Raw genomic sequence first — 18,452 nt, 5'->3', positions numbered from 1 at the left:
GTTCGACTATTTTTACTTTTTCTACTGGTTCTATCTTACTCTTTCTGAACATGAAAATACCCCCATATAGGACTTTTATATTTCATTGTCCTATATGAGGGTAGCATATCACACATCGTTGAGAGGTGCGGGGAGTCCTTTCATTCAAACTCTCAGACTGTTTGCAATGGAGCTTTATCCATCAGTTCTTTTAGCTGTTTTACTGTCATTCCAGCTTTCTCAGCTGCCTTTTCAATACTAAGAGATCCATCTTCAACCAAATCAATAAGAGTAAGAATTTTAGCTTTCTCTGTCTCTCTTCCAATAATCGTATTTAATGCATCGCTCATAGTGTGGATACCTCCTTCCGCGCTCTTTTCTTTATTTTCATTATACGCATCAATAAATCTGTGGTCATCACCCATTACACTTAGAAGTTCCAATGTTTCCTTAACATGATCGATTGTCTGCGGATTTGGCACGTAATCATTCGTCAATCTCTGTTGAACAAAATAATCTGCAACAATACGGAAGTCACTCGTAAACTGCTCTACCTTCTCTTTCGGAAGATACGCAACCGAAAATATCTTCACCTTATAATCGTTTACATATTCTTTCAGCTCTTCTGGAATCTCCAGACAATCTCTCAGCGAAATTTCATCATTCCACTTGGGATTCGTTCCAAAATACAGAACAAACGTGACAACCGGATACTTCGGTTCCTTTGAATCATACTGTGAACGATACTCTGCGCCATCATATCCGATAATTCTCAAAGGCATCAGTTTATCCACTCTTGTCTGGTTTTCTGTTCCAATGCATGCCAGACGGATTGTTCCGTTTCTCCACGCCTTTGCAACATCTCGTTCCTGACCATGAATTTTCCCATCCACTTTATAAGAAGAATTCGGTGTCCGATCTTCCAAGTCATCTGGATTTATCAGTCTTCTTCCGTTGAAAAGCAGCACGTTTGCTATGTCAGCAAACACATCATTATAGCCTTCCAGCGTTTTTTCTGCTATATCTTTTTCAGCCACCTCGTCACCGCCTTTCATTACAGAAGCCTCTAACATATTATATTTTCATGTTACCACAAAGCCCACTGCATAGCAAGAAGCCTTCCTATATTTTTTACTCAAAATTCAAAAACAAACCAAACTGCATGAATTTCACTGGGATAGGCACCGGCTCTTTCTCTAATCTTCTCGTTTTGTGGACACAAATGCCTATTGAGCCACCGGGACACTAATTAAGCCACCGTATCCAATTAAATGACCACCGTTCCTGTCACCGTGGTTGTTAAGATGTACTGAAAAATGCAAGAAGGAGATTGGGGATAGTAGACAATATGGGGAAATTGGAGAAAAAGAAAAGCCATGGCTTGTGTCATGACCTTTCAAAAATTTGTATTATTTTGCAACACCAGCAAGAGATACTGTAACTTGGAAAGTTGACTGATCTTCTTCGCTGGAATTGTTGACACACTGTTCATCGGTGCCTTCAATCCAAATATACACCCGCATTATTTTTCCATCATAGTCTACATCTGATGCAAGTGTTGTTGCATTTGATGTAGGTGCTGTGTACACAGCACCATTTTTCTGTGCTGCGTAATTATGCTGTGCCTTTGAAGAATCTGTCCAGATATAATTTTCACCATAAACATGAGCATAAGTAACAGGAGCCACATTTGCAGTGTCCGCTACATAAGTCCAACCGTCAATTCCTGTGCCATCGTTTCCTTTTCCGGTTTCATCATATGGTGCATACACCAATACTAATTCTTCATCTCCGCTTGGAATGGTTCCATCCAAATCCTGCATGGTAATACCAACTCTGAGAGATTTCGGAATAATATCGGATGTAGCTGTTCCTGTCGCAGTAACCTGAACAGCAGGTACTCCGTCCTCAGCAGCAAGATAAACATCACAGGTACCTGTCTGAGTAACAGTATAAATAACATATTCGCTTTTGATAAAAGCATAACGTGCCGGATCAATGGTATATGTTCCGGTTTTATCTCGTGTGTATTCACCTGTCTCATTTACATCTGCCTGCATATAGGAGTGCACCAATCCATCCTGCCCCCATGTCAAAGAAGCATACCAGTCTTTTAAATCATTGGTCGAAGAAGGACTGATTTTATGTCCTATTGAAGAAGCTACAAGAGATTGGTTTGTACCATGCTGTGCACCTTCTGTCAATTTGGCAACTTGTAATACGAAGTTGTCGGTTTTTGCTGCAATCGTAGATGTAGTGGCATCTACGGTGTTATTGCTGACATACCATGCATAAGTCGATGAAGCCAGTGCAACGAATGCTACGGCAACTGAAAGTATGGAAGCAATCAACTGTTTCTTTAATTGTTTTACCGCCACAAGGCCATCTCCTTCCTCACAGTATTTCTTTCAAATAATCCTCCCTCCGCCACAACCGGAGAGAGGGGATATGCTTCAAACTAAGTTTATTACTGATTGTCAGCAGTTGCTGTAAAGTTGATCTTTACGCTCTGAGATTCATCAAGTTTATCTTCCTGAAGGTTCTTAGTATGAATATTAGTGTCAGATCCTTCATAATAAACATACACATTAACAAGTGTATTCTGTCCAGCTGTTACAGTGCCAAGTACTGGGGCAGAATTATCTGCTGCGGAAGACAGCTTGATTTCATATCCATTATTTCCTAAGCCGTATACAACCCATGCAGATGCATCAGAATTTGTAACGAGAACACGGAATGCTGTTTTTAATAACTGACCATCAGTTGCATCCTTAGAGCCTTCAACACTCTCAACTTTTAAGTCATTCAGGTTCTGACCTTTTGAGCTAATGTTAAACTGCTCTTTCTTTGCAAATTCTTTACCGTCTGCCTCGTCTGGTGTTCCAACAGACTTTAAGTCACCCTTTAACGTTGCATTATCAAGATCAGTACCATAGCCTGTCATGAATGTTCCTTTGGTTGAACCAGCTTGTTCGCCAAATGTTGCCGGATAAAGTTCAATAGGACCAGTAATCTGTGTAACTGCATGTGTGGTATCTACAGCATTTGCTCCTGTAGGACCATTTGTAATTGTCATAAATGCTGCATTTGACTGTGCACTGATATTTGTGGTTGTTGCATCAACCTTATTATTCGTTACAAACCACGCATATGTACTTGATCCGAGCGCTACAGCGGCAACGCATACCATGGCAACCGCTGCGCCAAGCTGTTTTTTAAGAGCTTTTACGCTTCCTAAATTTTCTTTCTTCATTATAATTTCCTCCAATCCTTTACGGCTGAAATGTATATTTCCTTTTATCGGACAAGGCTTTTGTATTCAGATCAAGCTCTCACCGGGCCCGGTTAATTGAGTTATCTCCTCTGCCGTTTTCGGTGAGGATATGATCTCAATACAAATCTATCTTTTGTTCGGTCTTTTTTATTATTCAGCCGCTGGAAAATTCCCTTGTGGAATCTCCCCCTTATATATAATCGGTGGTTGTGGCACCGGTCATACCAAACACAAATTTTCGCTAGCAACAATCTAACCACTGACTACTGACTACTTAATCCTTATTTCTTCTATTTTCCCAGGTGATTACCCTGTCACTGTAATAACTGTCGTTTGGTGCTTCGTTTCCGGCGGCATCAATTGGCTTGTCGTCAAACAGTGTATCTTTAATATCGGTAACAAATTTCCATAACAAACTTGACTGATCGTCGTAGTCGGCATCAATATTCATGCTAAGCTCGACGCTTCCTCCGATAATGCGGTCTACGCATTCTGGATCGTCGCCTTCCATCCATATTACAATTGTGTATTTATCTACGTTTCCGACAAGGAAATTTGTTTCTTCATAGCTGCACACAATCGTGTCCGACTCAAAGTTTACACATCCTTCTTCTGGCTCTCCATTTGCAGACGGTTCTGCATAAACAGTGCGTTCTCCATTTCTCCAGACTGCCACTCTTACAGCTTCTTCTGCACCTTTTGAGCATGAGTCAAGTGTAATGGATGCAACATAACCTAGATCTTCCTTTCCTGCATTTCTAAGATAATATGTGTACGCCATATAGTTTTTTCCATTATGGCTGCCTTCTATGTCATCCACATCCTCAGGAATATCGTCTATTGAGATGTTTGTCGCATCTTTTACTGTGCTTGCAGTAAGTCGTGCTGTCGCACCCTTGAAGTCTCCAGTATCGGCTATACTTACACCTTTTCTGTACAGCTCTAATCGGTTCAGGTTAATAGTGAAGTTGCCCATCTTCTCCTGCATGAATGCAGTAATAAAGAGGATGCAGACAACTAACATTAACGTTAATAGAAGTAACTGCAGCTTGTCAAGACGAAGCAGGGCAGCTCCGAGTTTTCGGCGCTTTCTATGAGGCATATACATGCTGACGATATCTTCCATATCTTCTGGCTTTAAATCGTCACCATATTTTTGCATCAAAGCTTCAAGCTCTTCGATACGTATAATTTGATCCGTCTTTTGTTTTTTATTTTTTCCTAGTTTCATGACATTTACAGCTTATACCTTTTCTTTACATAAGCCACATATTCCTGCATCTGTTTGCGCTCTTCAAGGTCTGCAAAGCGCAGCTGAATACCTGCTACAAAACGAAAAGCACCGCCTTTTGGCAGTTCGCGCATCCAGCAGACAACTCCGACCACATCATGTGATTTCTGTCCGGCTGATACCGTTCCTATTCGTGGCAGCGTGAAGATACAGCTTTCTCCAACATCAAACCAATGGTTCATATAAACAGCAAGACCATTGTTGGAGATATCCATTGTCTGTCCCTGCTCCTTATCTATTTCACCGTCTGAGTTGAGTGCCCATGTATCCTGCATGAATTGAACTGGAAGTTCAATCTTCATACGGACATCAATACGTTTGATTAACTGTCGCTGCTCCGTGACACGGCGAACCTTCCAATAACGGCGTATACCCTCTTTTACCGTATCATCTACATAGCCTGCAATGATCTGTGCTTCATCGCCGTCTCCATATTGGAACAGCATCTTCTGAGTATCTTCTGGAATCAGCGCCTTTCCTCCAACCATTGGAACTGATACAAGAAACGCTGACTCGTCAATCGCCTTATTAAATGTGCATACCATATTAAATTTTGGTTCCTGACCGACTGGTGCGTCATATGCCACACGCATCTTTGCCCCGTGTTTGATTTGTAATGTTCCTGCCATTTATTCTTTAGCTCCTTGTCTGATCTGAGAATTTCCTGTCTGACTTTCCAAAGCTGTTTTACCCAGAACTTAATTTTATAAAAGTGTCATTTTCCGCTGTTTTAGGCGGTTTGTGGCACTTTTCACGGCTTCATTTTAACACATAAACATTAGAAAGTCCACTATATTTTTCGTCTCAAAAAAGAACAGACAGGGGATGCCCTGCCTGCTCTTTTTATTTGTAAATATTACTTTAACTTTGACTCTCTGTGGATGATCTCTTCTCTTCCCGGTCCGTTTGATACGAGTGTGATCGGAACCTGAATCTCCTGCTCGATGGTGTCGATATAGTTGCGGCAAGCCTCTGGCAGATCCTCGTAATTGCGGATTCCGCGGATATCGCAGTTCCAGCCTGGCAGTACCTTGTATACCGGCTTTGCCTTCTCAAGCTTCTGAGTGGTTGGGAAATCCTTTGTTACAACGCCGTCGATCTCATAGCCTACGCACATCGGAATCTCCTTTAAGTAGCCTAACGGGTCAAGTACTGTAAGTGCAACGCTTGTTGCTCCCTGCACACGGCAGCCATATCTTGTTGCAACTGCATCAAACCATCCCACACGTCTCGGACGGCCTGTGGTAGCACCAAACTCACCCTTATCACCACCGCGCTTACGAAGCTCATCAGCCTCCTCACCGAAGATCTCGCTGACAAATGCACCTGCGCCTACTGCACTAGAATATGCCTTTGCAACTGTTGTGATCTCATTGATCTCATATGGCGGGATACCTGCGCCGATTGCGCCGTATGCTGCTAATGGAGAGGAAGAAGTTACCATCGGGTAGATACCATGATCTGGATCCTTTAAGGTACCAAGCTGTCCCTCTAACAGAATCTTCTTTCCTTCCTTGATTGCCTGATGCAGGTAAAGTCCTGTATCTGCTACGTAAGGAGCGATCATCTCCTTGTATTCCATAAGTGTATTGAAAATCTCATCTGCATTTAATGGATCCTTGTGGTACAGATGAACAAGCATAACATTCTTTAAGGTGCAGATGCGCTCGCACTTTTCCTTTAACTCGTCCATATCTCCGAACAGCTCGCTTACCTGGAAGCCAATCTTTGCATACTTATCAGAGTAGAACGGAGCGATACCGGAACGTGTTGAACCAAAGGATTTTCCTGCCAGACGCTCTTCCTCGTAGGTATCCAGTGCCACATGATATGGCATCAGGATCTGTGCACGATCAGAAACCATAATGTTTGGCTTCGGAACGCCCTGCTCAGTTAAGCTGTTTAACTCCTTTATAAAATACGGAATGTTCAGTGCAACACCATTTCCAATGATATTTACAGTGTGCTGTGAGAACACGCCGGATGGAAGAAGGTGCATTGCAAATCTTCCATAATTGTTGATAATTGTATGTCCAGCGTTGCTTCCGCCCTGGAAACGGATTACAATGTCAGACTCCTGTGCTAACATATCAGTAATTTTACCTTTGCCCTCGTCGCCCCAATTGGCGCCTACAATTGCTCTTGCCATATCAGTTACCTTACCTTTCTTATACGTTAATCTCTGCTGTCATACCAAGGTCTTCCTTGTTCTTAGCAAGGATTGGATTTATTACTTCTGCGAGGAAATCCTCTACCTGCTCCTTAGAACGTCCTGTGTAACGCTCTGGATTCATGCACTGCTGCAGCTGCTCTTTTGTCAGGTGGAATGTATCATCTGCTGCAATCAAATCAAGCAGGTTGTTGTCAAGACCGTTTACCTTGACATTACGTCCAGCCTCCATGGACAGCTGGCGGATCTTCTCATGCAGCTCCTGACGGTCTCCGCCTTCCTTTACTGCATCCATCATGATATTCTCTGTTGCCATAAATGGAAGCTCTGCCATCAGATGCTTGTGAATTACCTTCTCATAAACAACCATTCCGTCTACGATATTCAGATAAAGATCCAGAATACCGTCAACTGCCAAAAAGCCCTCTGGAATACTGATTCTCTTGTTTGCAGAATCGTCAAGTGTACGCTCAAACCACTGAGTTGAAGCGACAAGCATCGGATTCATAGCATCTGAGATCACATAGTCTGCCAAAGAAGCAATACGCTCACTTCTCATTGGATTTCTCTTATATGCCATTGCAGAAGAACCGATCTGATGCTTCTCAAATGGTTCCTCTACCTCCTTTAAGTGCTGCAGAAGACGCACATCGTTTGTAAACTTATGTGCACTCATTGCAATACCAGCCAGTACATTTAATACACGGCTGTCTACCTTACGGGAGTAGGTCTGTCCAGAAACAGGATATACACCAGCAAAGCCCATCTTATCTGCGATCATCTGATCCAGTTTTCTGATTTTTGCATGGTCACCGTCAAACAGCTCCATGAAGGATGCCTGTGTACCTGTTGTTCCCTTAGAGCCAAGAAGCTTTAAGGAATCGATTACATAGCAGATATCCTCATAATCCTGCACAAGCTCCATCATCCAAAGCGTTGCACGCTTTCCGACTGTGGTTGGCTGTGCCGGCTGGAAATGAGTGAATGCCAGTGTCGGCAGTGCCTTGTAGCGGTCTGCAAACTTTGCCAGCTCAGCAATGACATTAACTAACTTCTTCTTTACAAGCTGCAGTCCCTCACGCATGATGATCATATCAGTGTTGTCACCTACATAGCAGCTGGTTGCACCCAGATGGATGATACCCTTTGCCTTTGGACATTGTACACCATATGCATAAACGTGAGACATAACATCGTGACGAACTTCCTTCTCTCTCGCCTTTGCAACATCATAATTGATATCATTCTGATGCTCTTTAAGCTCAGCGATCTGCTCGTCTGTAATATTTAATCCCAACTCCTTCTCGCTCTCTGCAAGTGCGATCCACAGCTTTCTCCATGTGGTAAACTTCTTATCCTGTGAAAAAATATATTGCATTTCCTTGCTGGCATAGCGCTCGGAAAGTGGGCTTGTATAACGATCTGTTGCCATAGTAAACCAACCTTTCTTCTATATCTTTTTACTTTTGATAGTCGCCGCGGATGTCCTCTGTCGGCGGATCCAGCGGATATTTGCCATTGAAGCATCCAGTACAAATGCCAAGTCCCTTTGACATTTCATACAGACATTCCTCGTCTAAGTATGCGAGGGAATCAGCTCCGATAATCTTACAGATTTCATCTACACTTCTGTTGTGTGCAATCAGCTGATCCTCAGATGGAATATCAGTTCCAAAGTAACACGGATGCAAGAACGGCGGTGAGGAGATTCTTACATGAACTTCCTTTGCACCTGCCTCACGAAGCATACCTACAATACGGTCACTTGTGGTTCCACGCACGATTGAGTCATCAATCATGATGACACGCTTTCCCTTTACAGCCTCTGTAAGTACGTTCAGCTTAATGCGAACACTTGACTCGCGGCTGCTTTGCTTTGGCTTGATAAAGGTTCTGCCGACATAGCTGTTCTTTACAAATGCCATGCCATACGGAATGCCGCTCTCCATCGCATAACCCATAGCTGCGACATTACCAGACTCCGGAACACCGACAACAAGATCAGCATTAACTGGGTGATGCTTTGCAAGAGAACGTCCTGCAATCAGACGGCTCTCATATACACTTACGCCATCAATATAGGCATCTGGTCTGGCAAAATAAATATATTCAAAAATACATCTTGCATGCTGCTCCTTTGGGATACACATGCTTCGGTTTGATTCAATTCCTTTTTGTGTGATGGTGACGATCTCGCCAGGCTCTACGTCACGGACAAATTCAGCACCGATAGTGTCAAGTGCACAGCTTTCTGATGCCAGTATATAGGCATTGCCACGCTTTCCGATACACAGCGGTCTAAAGCCATATGGATCTCTTGCTCCAATGAGCTTTCTCGGACTCATGACAACAAGTGAATACGCTCCCTTGATTTTTTTCATCGCCTCTGCGACAGCTGCCTGTACGGTCGGCTGTTCAACTCTGGCTCTTGCAATCATGTACGCGATAATCTCAGAATCGATTGTCGTCTGAAAGATTGCACCTGTTCTTGCAAGCTCCTGGCGCAGCTGCGGCGTATTGATCAGGTTGCCATTATGTGCCAGGCCTAGTGTTCCTTTGATGTAGTTTAATACAAGCGGCTGTGCATTCTCTCTCGTAGAACTACCTGCCGTCGAGTATCTGGTGTGGCCTACACCGATGTTTCCTTTCATTGACTCTAAGTCTTCCGGGGTAAACACCTCGTTGCACAGACCCATTCCTTTATGACTCAGTACTAGTCCTTTGGGACCGCTAGTGTCGCTTACCGCGATACCGCAACTCTCCTGACCTCTGTGCTGCAGAGCAAAAAGACCATAATAAATAGTCGACGCTACGTCATTGCCATCCATGTCGTAAATGCCGAACACGCCGCATTCTTCATGAAGATGGTCATCTACTTCGTATTGCTGATGTATCATTTGTCTTTTCCTTCCTGTTGTTGTGACATTCTCACACAGACGAAGCCCTTTTACCATTTGCTTCGCCAGCCTAGGTTTCATGGTGTCTTTACGCTTCTTGCATTCTTTTCTGCCAAACGCACACGAACAAATCTGCCGCATGGACACCACCCCTAATTATATATGACCGCCTGTCGAAAATCAAGATAAAATTAGCCAAATTTCATGTTTTGCTTAGTACCCGAATGTGCCCTCTAGTGATTCATCCTTTTCAATCCAGTCTGCTACCTTTACGACTCGGTAATTATCTTTATCATCACGCACATATACAGTCTCGATACCTGCATTTATGATCATTCGCTTACACATGGAGCAGCTGTTGGAATTTTTTACATATTCACCTGTATCTGCTTCTACTCCTGTCAAATATAAAGAGCTTCCGATCATCTGATCTCTTGATGCACTGATTATGGCATTTGCCTCAGCGTGAACGCTTCTGCACAATTCATAGCGCTCACCCCTTGGAATCTGAAGTTTCTGTCGGATACAAAAACCTAAATCAGTACAGTTTTTGCGTCCTCGCGGGGAACCAACATAGCCAGTAGATACCACCTCATCATTTTTTACGATAACAGCACCGTAGCGGCGTCTAAGGCAGGTTCCTCGTTGGGATACGATCTCTGCCAGATCCAGATAGTAATTGACTTTATCACGTCTCATGCAATATTACCTTCTTTCCCAGTTAACGTTAACTGTTAATGTCTTCGTTTCTTACGGTTATAATACACGAAAATAAGACCGCCTGTCAACTCTGACAGACGGCCTTGAATTTTAATTATTTATACAAGACGACGATATCCGATCGGCTGCTTGTTATAGAATACATTATCTACTACGATACCTCTCTCTGCACTTGCTGCATGAACCATCATGCCGCCGCCGATATAGATTGCTACATGGCCTGAGAAGCAGATAAGATCACCTGGCTGCAGCTGCTCGTATGATACAGCCTGTCCATAGTTGATCTGTTCGCCGGAGTAGTGCGGAAGGCTGATACCGAATGCTGCGTATACGTTCATGGTAAATCCAGAACAGTCAACACCGCCTCCTGGTGTCAGGTTTGTACCGCCCCATACATAATTACACTGTCCTACCCACTGCATTGCATAGTCTACGATAGACTGTCCATTACCGCTTGGAGCTGGTGCTGGTGCTGCCGGCTGAGTCTCCGGTGCCGCTGGCTGTGTCTCCGGGGCTGGTGCTGGAGCTGCTGGCTGTGTCTCTGGTGCTGCCGGCTGAGTCTCTGGTGCTGCTGGCTGTGTCTCTGGTGCTGGCGCTGGAGCTGCCGGCTGAGTCTCTGGGGCCGCTGGCTGTGTCTCTGGGGCTGCCGGCTGGGTTGCCTGAGTCGGTGCCGGGTTTGCATATACTTCAAGGTTGGAGCTAAAATCACCATAATACATGGTTACAACATTGTAGCCCTCCTGCTTTAAGGTCATACCTACCTGTGGTGAATACCATCCGTCGTAAATATCCTTTACAGTTCCATCGCTGTAGCTTACTCTTACAAACAATTCTGCGGTGTAGACAACATCACCCACATACTTTGTACCGCCCTGATAGCAAGCCTCAATGCCTGTTACAGATGCTGCAGTCGGAACTTCTACACTTATGGTTTCATCAGATGCTGAGCTGCTTGGTGCTGTTGTCTCAGCTGTATTACTTGTTGTATTTCCCTCAGAAGATGCATCTGTTGATGGCTGTGTCTGAGTTTCCTGTACAGACTCTGCTGCTGCGGAGGATTCTGCTGCTGCCTCGCTTGATGCTACTGATTCTGCAACCTGAGTAAAGTAGCCGGAATCTGATGCTAACTTATATGCTGCATCTGCAAGTGCAAGTGCGCTTTCCTGCTCCTGCTTTGAGGTTGCTGCCAGATCTTCTAATCCAGAATCTGCTGCAAATTCGCTGTAGTAACCAAGAAGCTCTGCTGCATAAACGATAGCTGCATATGCACGATAGTAGCCTTCGCCTGTTCCCTCTGCCATTGCCTGCTCGTATACGTTTCTGGAGTAGTTGATATCGATCATGAAGTTCTCAAGCTCCTGAGATACAAATTCATTGTCTACCTTCTGAGCCTGAGCGAACTGAGTCTTAATGGTGATGCCGGACTTTGAAACATATCCAACCTCATCATTTGCAATATGTATCTTTACGAAATCACCCTGATCCTCGATGATTGCGTACTCTTCATCCTTGTATACAGTTCCAACAACATTTGCGCTGTCAGATGCACTGTCGCGAACATTTAACTGATCTGCTGTAACAACTGCATAGCGGTTCTGGATATTGTCCTCAGCAGTCTTGGCTGCTGTGCCAACTAATACGTAGGCTGCGCTTACATAACCTTCTACATCGCCGCAAGTGATACGATACCAGCTGCCTTCGCTGTTGTTTACGGAACTTTTGATGTTAACCTGGCAGTTACTGAAAAGTCTTCCGACTGTTACACTGCCTGTGGATGGCTGTTCACGCACGTTTAAGTAACCTGCTGCGCTTACCAGTCCTACATTAGAAGCATCTGAAGTGACAGCAACAGTAGCGGCCATAACGGTTTTTGGCTCTTCGGTTTTTGGCTCTTCGGTTTCTGTCTCACTCTCAGCCTCAGATGTTGCCTGAGCCTTAGGAACAAGATAATCTAAGATTGCCTCATCCGGAGTTTCCTCTCCTGCGTAGTAGTTATTCAATGTAACAGCCATGCCTGCGATTGCGCTCTCACCCTCAAGCTCACCTGCGGATGCCGGAACAAAAAATGTACCAGACAGCATAGACGCTGCTAATATTGACGTAACAAATCTGTTTCCTTTGATCTTCATATATACCAAGCCTTTCTTTATAAAACCTCTTTACATTCTTATCTGCGAGCGAGTAAGCTTGCACTCCCTCGCTAGTTTCGCAGTAACAATTCACGAGTGAACTATTACTAAATATTACAAAATTATTACACTTCGAGGGGCATTATAACAAAATTATTACGAGATGTCAAGTGAAATCGGGATAACGATTAAGAAAGAAAGCGCGTTTTTCGCCAAAAAAACCACCTGCAATCGGGAAAATGACACTTTACTGTGCCTTTCCCGATATTAGGTGGCTCTTAATTATTTACTCTCTTCCTCTGAAGAAGCTTCGCTTACCGCTTCCTCTGACTCGTCAGACTCGCTTGAATTTTCTGCTTTTACTGACTCTTCCTCGCTAGTTTCATTTTCTGAAGTTTTTTCACCGCCAGTTTCACTTTCTGAGGTTTCTTCTCCGTTAGTTTCACTTTCTGAGGTTTCTTCTCCGTTAGTTTCACTTTCTGATGTTTCTTCCTCGCTTGGTGCTACGTAAACCGGAGTTGTAAAGCGGATTGTGTCAATCACATCCTCATCTACCTTAAACTTGGAAGAATCGTCCTGAATCTCGGCATATTTCTCTGAGAACAATGCTGTCTTTCTGCTTTCGATCTCTGAATCGATGGCACTCTGACGTGCTTCCTCATCGTTATCATCAAGACAGCGGATGATGTAGATGCTGCCGTCATCGCTTCTATATACAGTGCATTCGTCTGTTGCCAGTGCCCATGCAGATGCATTATATACAGCAGTTCCATCCTCACTAATGGAAATCTCAGAATTTGTTGCAGTAAAGTGACTGTCATTTTGATAATCACTGATAAAGTCTGCTGCATCATTTCCCTCCTCAAATTCCTTAAGGATCTTGTCTGCTGCATCGTTCATCGCATCCTGACGTTCCTGCTCTTCTTCTGAAAGTGTTTCTACCTCAGTTGAATCTTCAGTGGATGCCTCAGAGGAAAGTTCCGAAACATTCTCGCTTGATGCTTCCTCAGTTGATACTGCCTCAGTTGATGCTTTTTCACTGCTTGCTTCTTCTGTGGAAGTCGTTACATCCTTGGATGCACTTTCTGATTCTGCTTCTGTATTCTCTATAGAAGATGCCTCTTCGCTGCTGTCTTCATCACTTGACACTTCTGTAGTTGCCCCATCGGCTGCTGTCGTCTCTGTCAGTTCACTTGGCGTCAGCTTTACATATGCGATCTTTTTGCGAAGGAACTCATCATCACCAACTGTCGTATCAACATCAGCAACAAGATCCATATAAACAAGATTTGCAATTGCATTCTCTGTATATGTCTTTTCAATCAGCTCATCTGTTGCGCCGACTGCTTCCAGATAATCCTCTGATTCTGTCTGAAGCTTTTCAATTGCCTCATCTACCTTTGCTTTTTGATCATCACTTAACTCAATGCCATTTTTCTTTGCATACTCATTTAATACAAGTGTCTGGCGAAGCTGTGACAGAGACATCTGCTTGATGTAATCACCGACTGTCATGCCTGAACCATCGCCCATATCGTTGCCGCAGATGTTTGATCCAAAATAGGATTCATAGGTATACTCCATGGAACGTATCATATAAGTAACCTCATCCAGCATGATATTTGTATCGCCAAATGAAACAGCAACTGTATCCTCTGGTGCCTTTTTCTCTAACTGTTCGCATCCGCCTAATGTACTAACGGCAGTAGCTGCTGCGAAGGCTGCTGCTGCATACTTCATAATTCGGTTCATAAATTTACCTCACTCTATTTCTATATTCTCTATCAACGCTCCGAAGTGCATCTTCTTTATCGGGCGCCTCGTGAACTTTGCTTTTCATTTTAGCATGATTTTATGAAACAATCAACGTTTTTATATCGCTTAACAGTTTTTTCAATGTTTTCAATGTCAGCGTTTTTTCTTTGACTGCGCCATCTCCTGCCCTCAATAAGAAATAAGGATTGTCTTTGTCAAGCAGACGAAGTGCACCTCGGTAAGACTGTATCAGATCCGGCACACGCATCGTGTCAAATTTTGCTCTTGGATGCATGAACAGGCGAATCTCTGTTGACGAGGACTTGATTTCTTTAATATAGAGAGAATGCGCATCCGCACGAAGGATTGACACTTCAAGCAAGTTGGTGACTGGCTTTGGAACACTTCCAAAACGGTCGATAAGCTCGTCGATCATATCCATTGACTCTTCCTCTGTCTCGACTGCTGCAATACGCTTGTAGATTTCCATCCTGTCTTCTTCGTTTCGTATATAGCTGTCTGGAATGTAAGCGCTGATTGGAATGTCCACCGTTGTTTCAAAGGTTTCCTCCATCTCAAGCTCACCCTTTTCTTTTTTGACAGCCATATTTAACATCTTGCAGTACAGATCATAGCCTACTGCTTCCATATGACCGTGCTGCTCACTGCCAAGCAGATTTCCAGCGCCTCGAATTTCCAGATCACGCATGGCTATCTTAATACCAGAGCCAAGATCTGTATACTCACGAATTGCCTGAAGACGCTTTTCAGCCTCTTCTTTTAAAATCTTGTTTCGCTGATACATGATAAAAGCATAGGCAGTGCGGTTTGAACGGCCTACACGTCCTCTTAACTGATACAGCTGTGCAAGTCCGTAGCGGTCGGAATCGTGGATGATAATAGTATTTACGTTTGGAATGTTTAAGCCTGTCTCTATAATAGTTGTGGAAACAAGCACGTCTATATCACCGTTAACAAAGTCCATCATGATTTGTTCTAGCTGACGCTCTGACATTTGACCATGTGCAAAGGCAACATTTGCATCTGGCACAAGCTTTGCTATCTGTGCCGTAATCTGATCAATATCCTTGACACGATTATACACATAATAAACCTGTCCGTCTCTGGCAAGCTCTCTGTTTATTGCTTCGCGAACCATTTCCCAATTCATTTCCATTACATATGTCTGAATCGGTCTTCTCTCATACGGTGCTTCCTCCAACACACTCATATCGCGCACGCCTATCATACTCATATGAAGTGTTCTCGGAATCGGTGTTGCCGTTAGTGTCAGCACGTCAACGTCTTTTTTAAGCTGCTTAATCTTTTCCTTGTGTGTGACACCAAAGCGCTGTTCCTCATCAATAATCAAAAGGCCTAGATCTTTAAATACAACATCCTTTGACAGCACACGATGTGTTCCTATTACAATATCGGCAAGACCCTTTTTTAAGCGCTCAAGTGATGCCTTGATCTGCGCTGACGTGCGAAAGCGTGATAAAAGCTCAATTCGAATTGGATAGTCCTTCATTCGCTCAACAAATGTATTGTAATGCTGTTGAGCAAGAATAGTTGTCGGCACAAGAAATACGACCTGCTTACTGTCCTGCACAGCCTTAAAGGCAGCTCTGATGGCAATCTCTGTTTTTCCGTAGCCTACATCACCGCACACTAAGCGGTCCATGATTTTCGTGCTTTCCATATCAGCTTTTGTCGCATCAATTGCTGCAAGCTGGTCTGCCGTCTCATCAAATGGTACAAGCTCTTCAAATTCTTTCTGCCATACAGTGTCTGTTCCATACTGATAACCGTGACCACTCTGGCGCACTGCATAAAGCTCCACAAGCTCCTTTGCAATGTTGTTGACTGCTTTTTGAACACGGCTTTTTGTTTTTGTCCACTCCTGGCCGTTCAATTTGTTAAGCTTTGGCTGCTTAGACTCTGAATCAGCATACTTTTGTATCATATGAAGCTGTGTGACAGGAAAATACAGCTTTCCGCCATCACCATATTCTATCTTAATATAATCTTTTGTTACCTTATCCACAATCTGTCGCTCTGTTCCGCGATAAATTCCCAGTCCATAATTTTCATGCACCACATAATCACCAGGCTTTAGCTGCGCAAAATCACTTATTCGCTGACCCTGATAGTGGCTCTTTTTTTCTTTTTTCTTTTTCTTAACACCAAAGATATCGCTCTCTGTGATAACAGCAAATTTTAGCATCGGATATAAAAAGCCACGGTGAAGGTTTCCGTAAGTAACCATGATCTCACCTGGATTTATCTTTTTATCCTCGTCCTCGCTGTAATATGCCAAAAGATCATACTCTATAAGCTGATTGACAATGCGGTTTGCGCGAGTTCTTGACGGACACAAAAGGACAATTCGGTACTTTTCCTTCTTCCAGTGTGTCAGATCCTTAATTAAAAGTTCAAAGCCTTCACGGTACGTGTTCATGTTCTGAACATTTACTGCGTAGCTGTTTACCACCGTAAAGTCAGCCAGGCGGCTGTCAAGTGAAGACAGTGCTGCAACCTGACCGCGCTCAAAAGCAGCAAGCACATGTTTTGCCGGTGTTAAAAGCGCTGTCTGACCTGGCAAAAGAAAGCCCTGCTCCAGACGATTTTTCATGCTTTCCTCAAACTCAGCCTGCACACCATCACCGCGCTCTTTAAGACGCATCGGCTCATCAAGGAAAACTAACGTGTTCTTCTCATCAAAATATTCAGAAAGTTGAACAGTGCGCGGATAAAAATAGCTTATATAGCTGTCTGGTGCCTCTAATACAACATCTTCGCCAAGTGCCTCTAATATGCGGTTTGTCTCCTCACGAAGACGCTTCGCCTTGTCTGGCTCCTTTGCTTTTTTAAAGACAGCTAACTGACTCTCAAGCTCATTTTGAATCATTCCCACAGCACGCCGTCTTGCCGTATCATCTGCTATCACCTCTGCCGCTGGAAAAACAGATACACACTCGATCTGATCCATTGAGCGCTGGCTCTGCGGTTCAAAGCAGCGAATCGTATCTATTTCATCTCCCCAAAGCTCGATTCTAACAGGATCCTCCATTGTCAATGGATATACATCAGCAATACCTCCGTGAACAGTAAACTGTCCTGGCTCCTCCACACGTCCTACACGCTCATATCCCATCACAGTCAGGTCATGCTTTAGCTTTTCAAGATCAAGCTCATCACCTTCTTTTAGCTTTATCACATGACTCATCAGCTGTTCAAATGGCACTGCCGCGCTCATGAGCGCATCCATTGTCGTGATGATAACCTTCGCCTCGTCTTGATAAAGTGCTGCAAATGCCTTCATGCGCTCTGCAATGATGGCATTTCCCTGCAGATCTGCGCTAAAAAAGATCAGGTCACGCGGTGGAATCACATAGACCTGACTGCAAAATAATTTATAATCTTCTTCAATTTCCCTTGCCCGCTGTTCATTGTACGTCACAACAAGCTGCACTTTTTTCTCTCCAAGAAAGGTGCTCATAAAATGCACCTTCTCGGAGTCAATACAGCCTGTCATGCCCACTGGATCTGTTCCCTTCAAAAAATCTCTTGAAAAGTCTTCATATTCCAGCAGATCCGTCAGCGGATTTGCAAAAATACCCACAATTGACCCTCCTTATCATTATTTTGTTTTCTTCTGGTTATAATGATTCATGGTTGCCTCTAGTCCGTTGTTCATTAAGGAGCAAACTGCATCGGCAGCTTCTTTATAGCCGTCTTCCATTGCCTTTTTTTCTTCGCCCTGGAAATGGCTGAGTACAAAGTCTGCTAAATCCATCTTTGGCGGCTTTGCTCCGATTCCGACACGCACTCTTGGAAAATCCTGTGAATTGCAGTGCAGAATGATATTTTTCATACCATTATGACCGCCTGCACTTCCTTTTCCTCGCACGCGAAGCTGTCCTGGCTCTAGGTTAATATCATCATATACTACAATTAAATCAGAGATATCTGTTTTGTAGTAATTCATGACCTCCTGAATACACTCTCCGCTTAAATTCATGAAGGTCTGAGGCTTTACTAGAACAACCTTTTGTCCCTCAATCGCGCCTGTTCCAATTAATCCCTTAAATTTTTTTGTTGTTACATCAATATTGTATTTGTCAGCAAGGTAATCAATAACCTCAAAGCCAACGTTATGTCTTGTTCCTCTATACTGTGCGGTTGGGTTGCCCAGACCTGCTATAATATACATGTTTTTCTCTCCTCTGTTAGT

The 18,452-nt window shown here is 43.7% G+C and carries 13 protein-coding genes; all 13 read right to left on the bottom strand.

Annotated elements, in window-relative coordinates; genetic code table 11:
* Nucleotides 1-152: 152 nt before the first annotated feature.
* Entirely contained in the window at nt 153-1,034 is an 882-nt protein-coding gene (locus LKD48_RS06165) for an Rpn family recombination-promoting nuclease/putative transposase (protein ID WP_308731529.1), read from the bottom strand.
* A gap of 354 nt (nt 1,035-1,388) precedes the next feature.
* On the bottom strand, nt 1,389-2,357 hold the full coding sequence (locus LKD48_RS06160; protein WP_308731528.1) for a hypothetical protein: 969 nt from the start codon (nt 2,355-2,357) through the stop codon (nt 1,389-1,391).
* 89 nt (nt 2,358-2,446) lie between these two features.
* Nucleotides 2,447-3,232 (bottom strand): hypothetical protein, encoded by a 786-nt coding sequence (locus tag LKD48_RS06155; RefSeq protein ID WP_308731527.1) that lies wholly within the window; start codon nt 3,230-3,232, stop codon nt 2,447-2,449.
* Nucleotides 3,233-3,527: 295 nt separating this feature from the next.
* A complete protein-coding gene (locus tag LKD48_RS06150; RefSeq protein ID WP_308731526.1) occupies nt 3,528-4,484 on the bottom strand; it encodes a hypothetical protein in 957 nt (318 codons plus the stop codon).
* Nucleotides 4,485-4,489: 5 nt separating this feature from the next.
* Nucleotides 4,490-5,173, bottom strand: coding sequence for a PilZ domain-containing protein (locus LKD48_RS06145; protein WP_308731525.1), 684 nt, complete (start codon nt 5,171-5,173; stop codon nt 4,490-4,492).
* A 227-nt stretch (nt 5,174-5,400) separates the two neighbouring features.
* Nucleotides 5,401-6,693 carry an adenylosuccinate synthase gene (locus LKD48_RS06140; RefSeq protein WP_227101740.1) on the bottom strand — a complete coding sequence of 431 codons (1,293 nt, stop codon included), beginning with the start codon at nt 6,691-6,693 and terminating at the stop codon, nt 5,401-5,403.
* Between the two features lie 19 nt (nt 6,694-6,712).
* Nucleotides 6,713-8,146, bottom strand: a complete 1,434-nt coding sequence (purB, locus tag LKD48_RS06135) for an adenylosuccinate lyase (protein ID WP_227101741.1) — start codon at nt 8,144-8,146, stop codon at nt 6,713-6,715.
* 28 nt (nt 8,147-8,174) lie between these two features.
* On the bottom strand, nt 8,175-9,611 hold the full coding sequence (gene purF, locus LKD48_RS06130) for an amidophosphoribosyltransferase (protein ID WP_227101742.1): 1,437 nt from the start codon (nt 9,609-9,611) through the stop codon (nt 8,175-8,177).
* A gap of 213 nt (nt 9,612-9,824) precedes the next feature.
* Complete coding sequence (locus LKD48_RS06125) at nt 9,825-10,310, bottom strand: deoxycytidylate deaminase (protein WP_118612561.1); 486 nt, start codon at nt 10,308-10,310, stop codon at nt 9,825-9,827.
* A gap of 119 nt (nt 10,311-10,429) precedes the next feature.
* Nucleotides 10,430-12,460: a C40 family peptidase gene (locus LKD48_RS06120; RefSeq protein WP_308731524.1), complete on the bottom strand. Its 2,031-nt coding sequence runs from the start codon at nt 12,458-12,460 to the stop codon at nt 10,430-10,432.
* A 282-nt stretch (nt 12,461-12,742) separates the two neighbouring features.
* Nucleotides 12,743-14,212 (bottom strand): hypothetical protein, encoded by a 1,470-nt coding sequence (locus LKD48_RS06115; RefSeq protein ID WP_308731523.1) that lies wholly within the window; start codon nt 14,210-14,212, stop codon nt 12,743-12,745.
* A 100-nt stretch (nt 14,213-14,312) separates the two neighbouring features.
* Complete coding sequence (gene mfd, locus LKD48_RS06110; protein ID WP_431833297.1) at nt 14,313-17,843, bottom strand: transcription-repair coupling factor; 3,531 nt, start codon at nt 17,841-17,843, stop codon at nt 14,313-14,315.
* A gap of 15 nt (nt 17,844-17,858) precedes the next feature.
* Nucleotides 17,859-18,431: an aminoacyl-tRNA hydrolase gene (gene pth, locus LKD48_RS06105; protein WP_118612565.1), complete on the bottom strand. Its 573-nt coding sequence runs from the start codon at nt 18,429-18,431 to the stop codon at nt 17,859-17,861.
* Nucleotides 18,432-18,452 lie beyond the last annotated feature (21 nt).

This window comes from Anthropogastromicrobium aceti, assembly GCF_020687335.1.
Classification (GTDB): Bacteria; Bacillota; Clostridia; order Lachnospirales; family Lachnospiraceae; genus Anthropogastromicrobium; species Anthropogastromicrobium aceti.
Note: the sequence above shows the minus strand (reverse complement) of the source record. Positions and strands in the feature narration are given on the sequence as shown.

Coding starts and splice junctions, on each gene's coding strand:
- LKD48_RS06165 (WP_308731529.1), bottom strand. CDS start 1,034: ATGAAAGGCGGTGACGAGGTGGCTGAAAAAGATATAGCAGAAAAAACG.
- LKD48_RS06155 (WP_308731527.1), bottom strand. CDS start 3,232: ATGAAGAAAGAAAATTTAGGAAGCGTAAAAGCTCTTAAAAAACAGCTT.
- LKD48_RS06150 (WP_308731526.1), bottom strand. CDS start 4,484: ATGAAACTAGGAAAAAATAAAAAACAAAAGACGGATCAAATTATACGT.
- LKD48_RS06145 (WP_308731525.1), bottom strand. CDS start 5,173: ATGGCAGGAACATTACAAATCAAACACGGGGCAAAGATGCGTGTGGCA.
- LKD48_RS06140 (WP_227101740.1), bottom strand. CDS start 6,693: ATGGCAAGAGCAATTGTAGGCGCCAATTGGGGCGACGAGGGCAAAGGT.
- purB (WP_227101741.1), bottom strand. CDS start 8,146: ATGGCAACAGATCGTTATACAAGCCCACTTTCCGAGCGCTATGCCAGC.
- purF (WP_227101742.1), bottom strand. CDS start 9,611: ATGATACATCAGCAATACGAAGTAGATGACCATCTTCATGAAGAATGC.
- LKD48_RS06125 (WP_118612561.1), bottom strand. CDS start 10,310: ATGAGACGTGATAAAGTCAATTACTATCTGGATCTGGCAGAGATCGTA.
- LKD48_RS06120 (WP_308731524.1), bottom strand. CDS start 12,460: ATGAAGATCAAAGGAAACAGATTTGTTACGTCAATATTAGCAGCGTCT.
- LKD48_RS06115 (WP_308731523.1), bottom strand. CDS start 14,212: ATGAACCGAATTATGAAGTATGCAGCAGCAGCCTTCGCAGCAGCTACT.
- pth (WP_118612565.1), bottom strand. CDS start 18,431: ATGTATATTATAGCAGGTCTGGGCAACCCAACCGCACAGTATAGAGGA.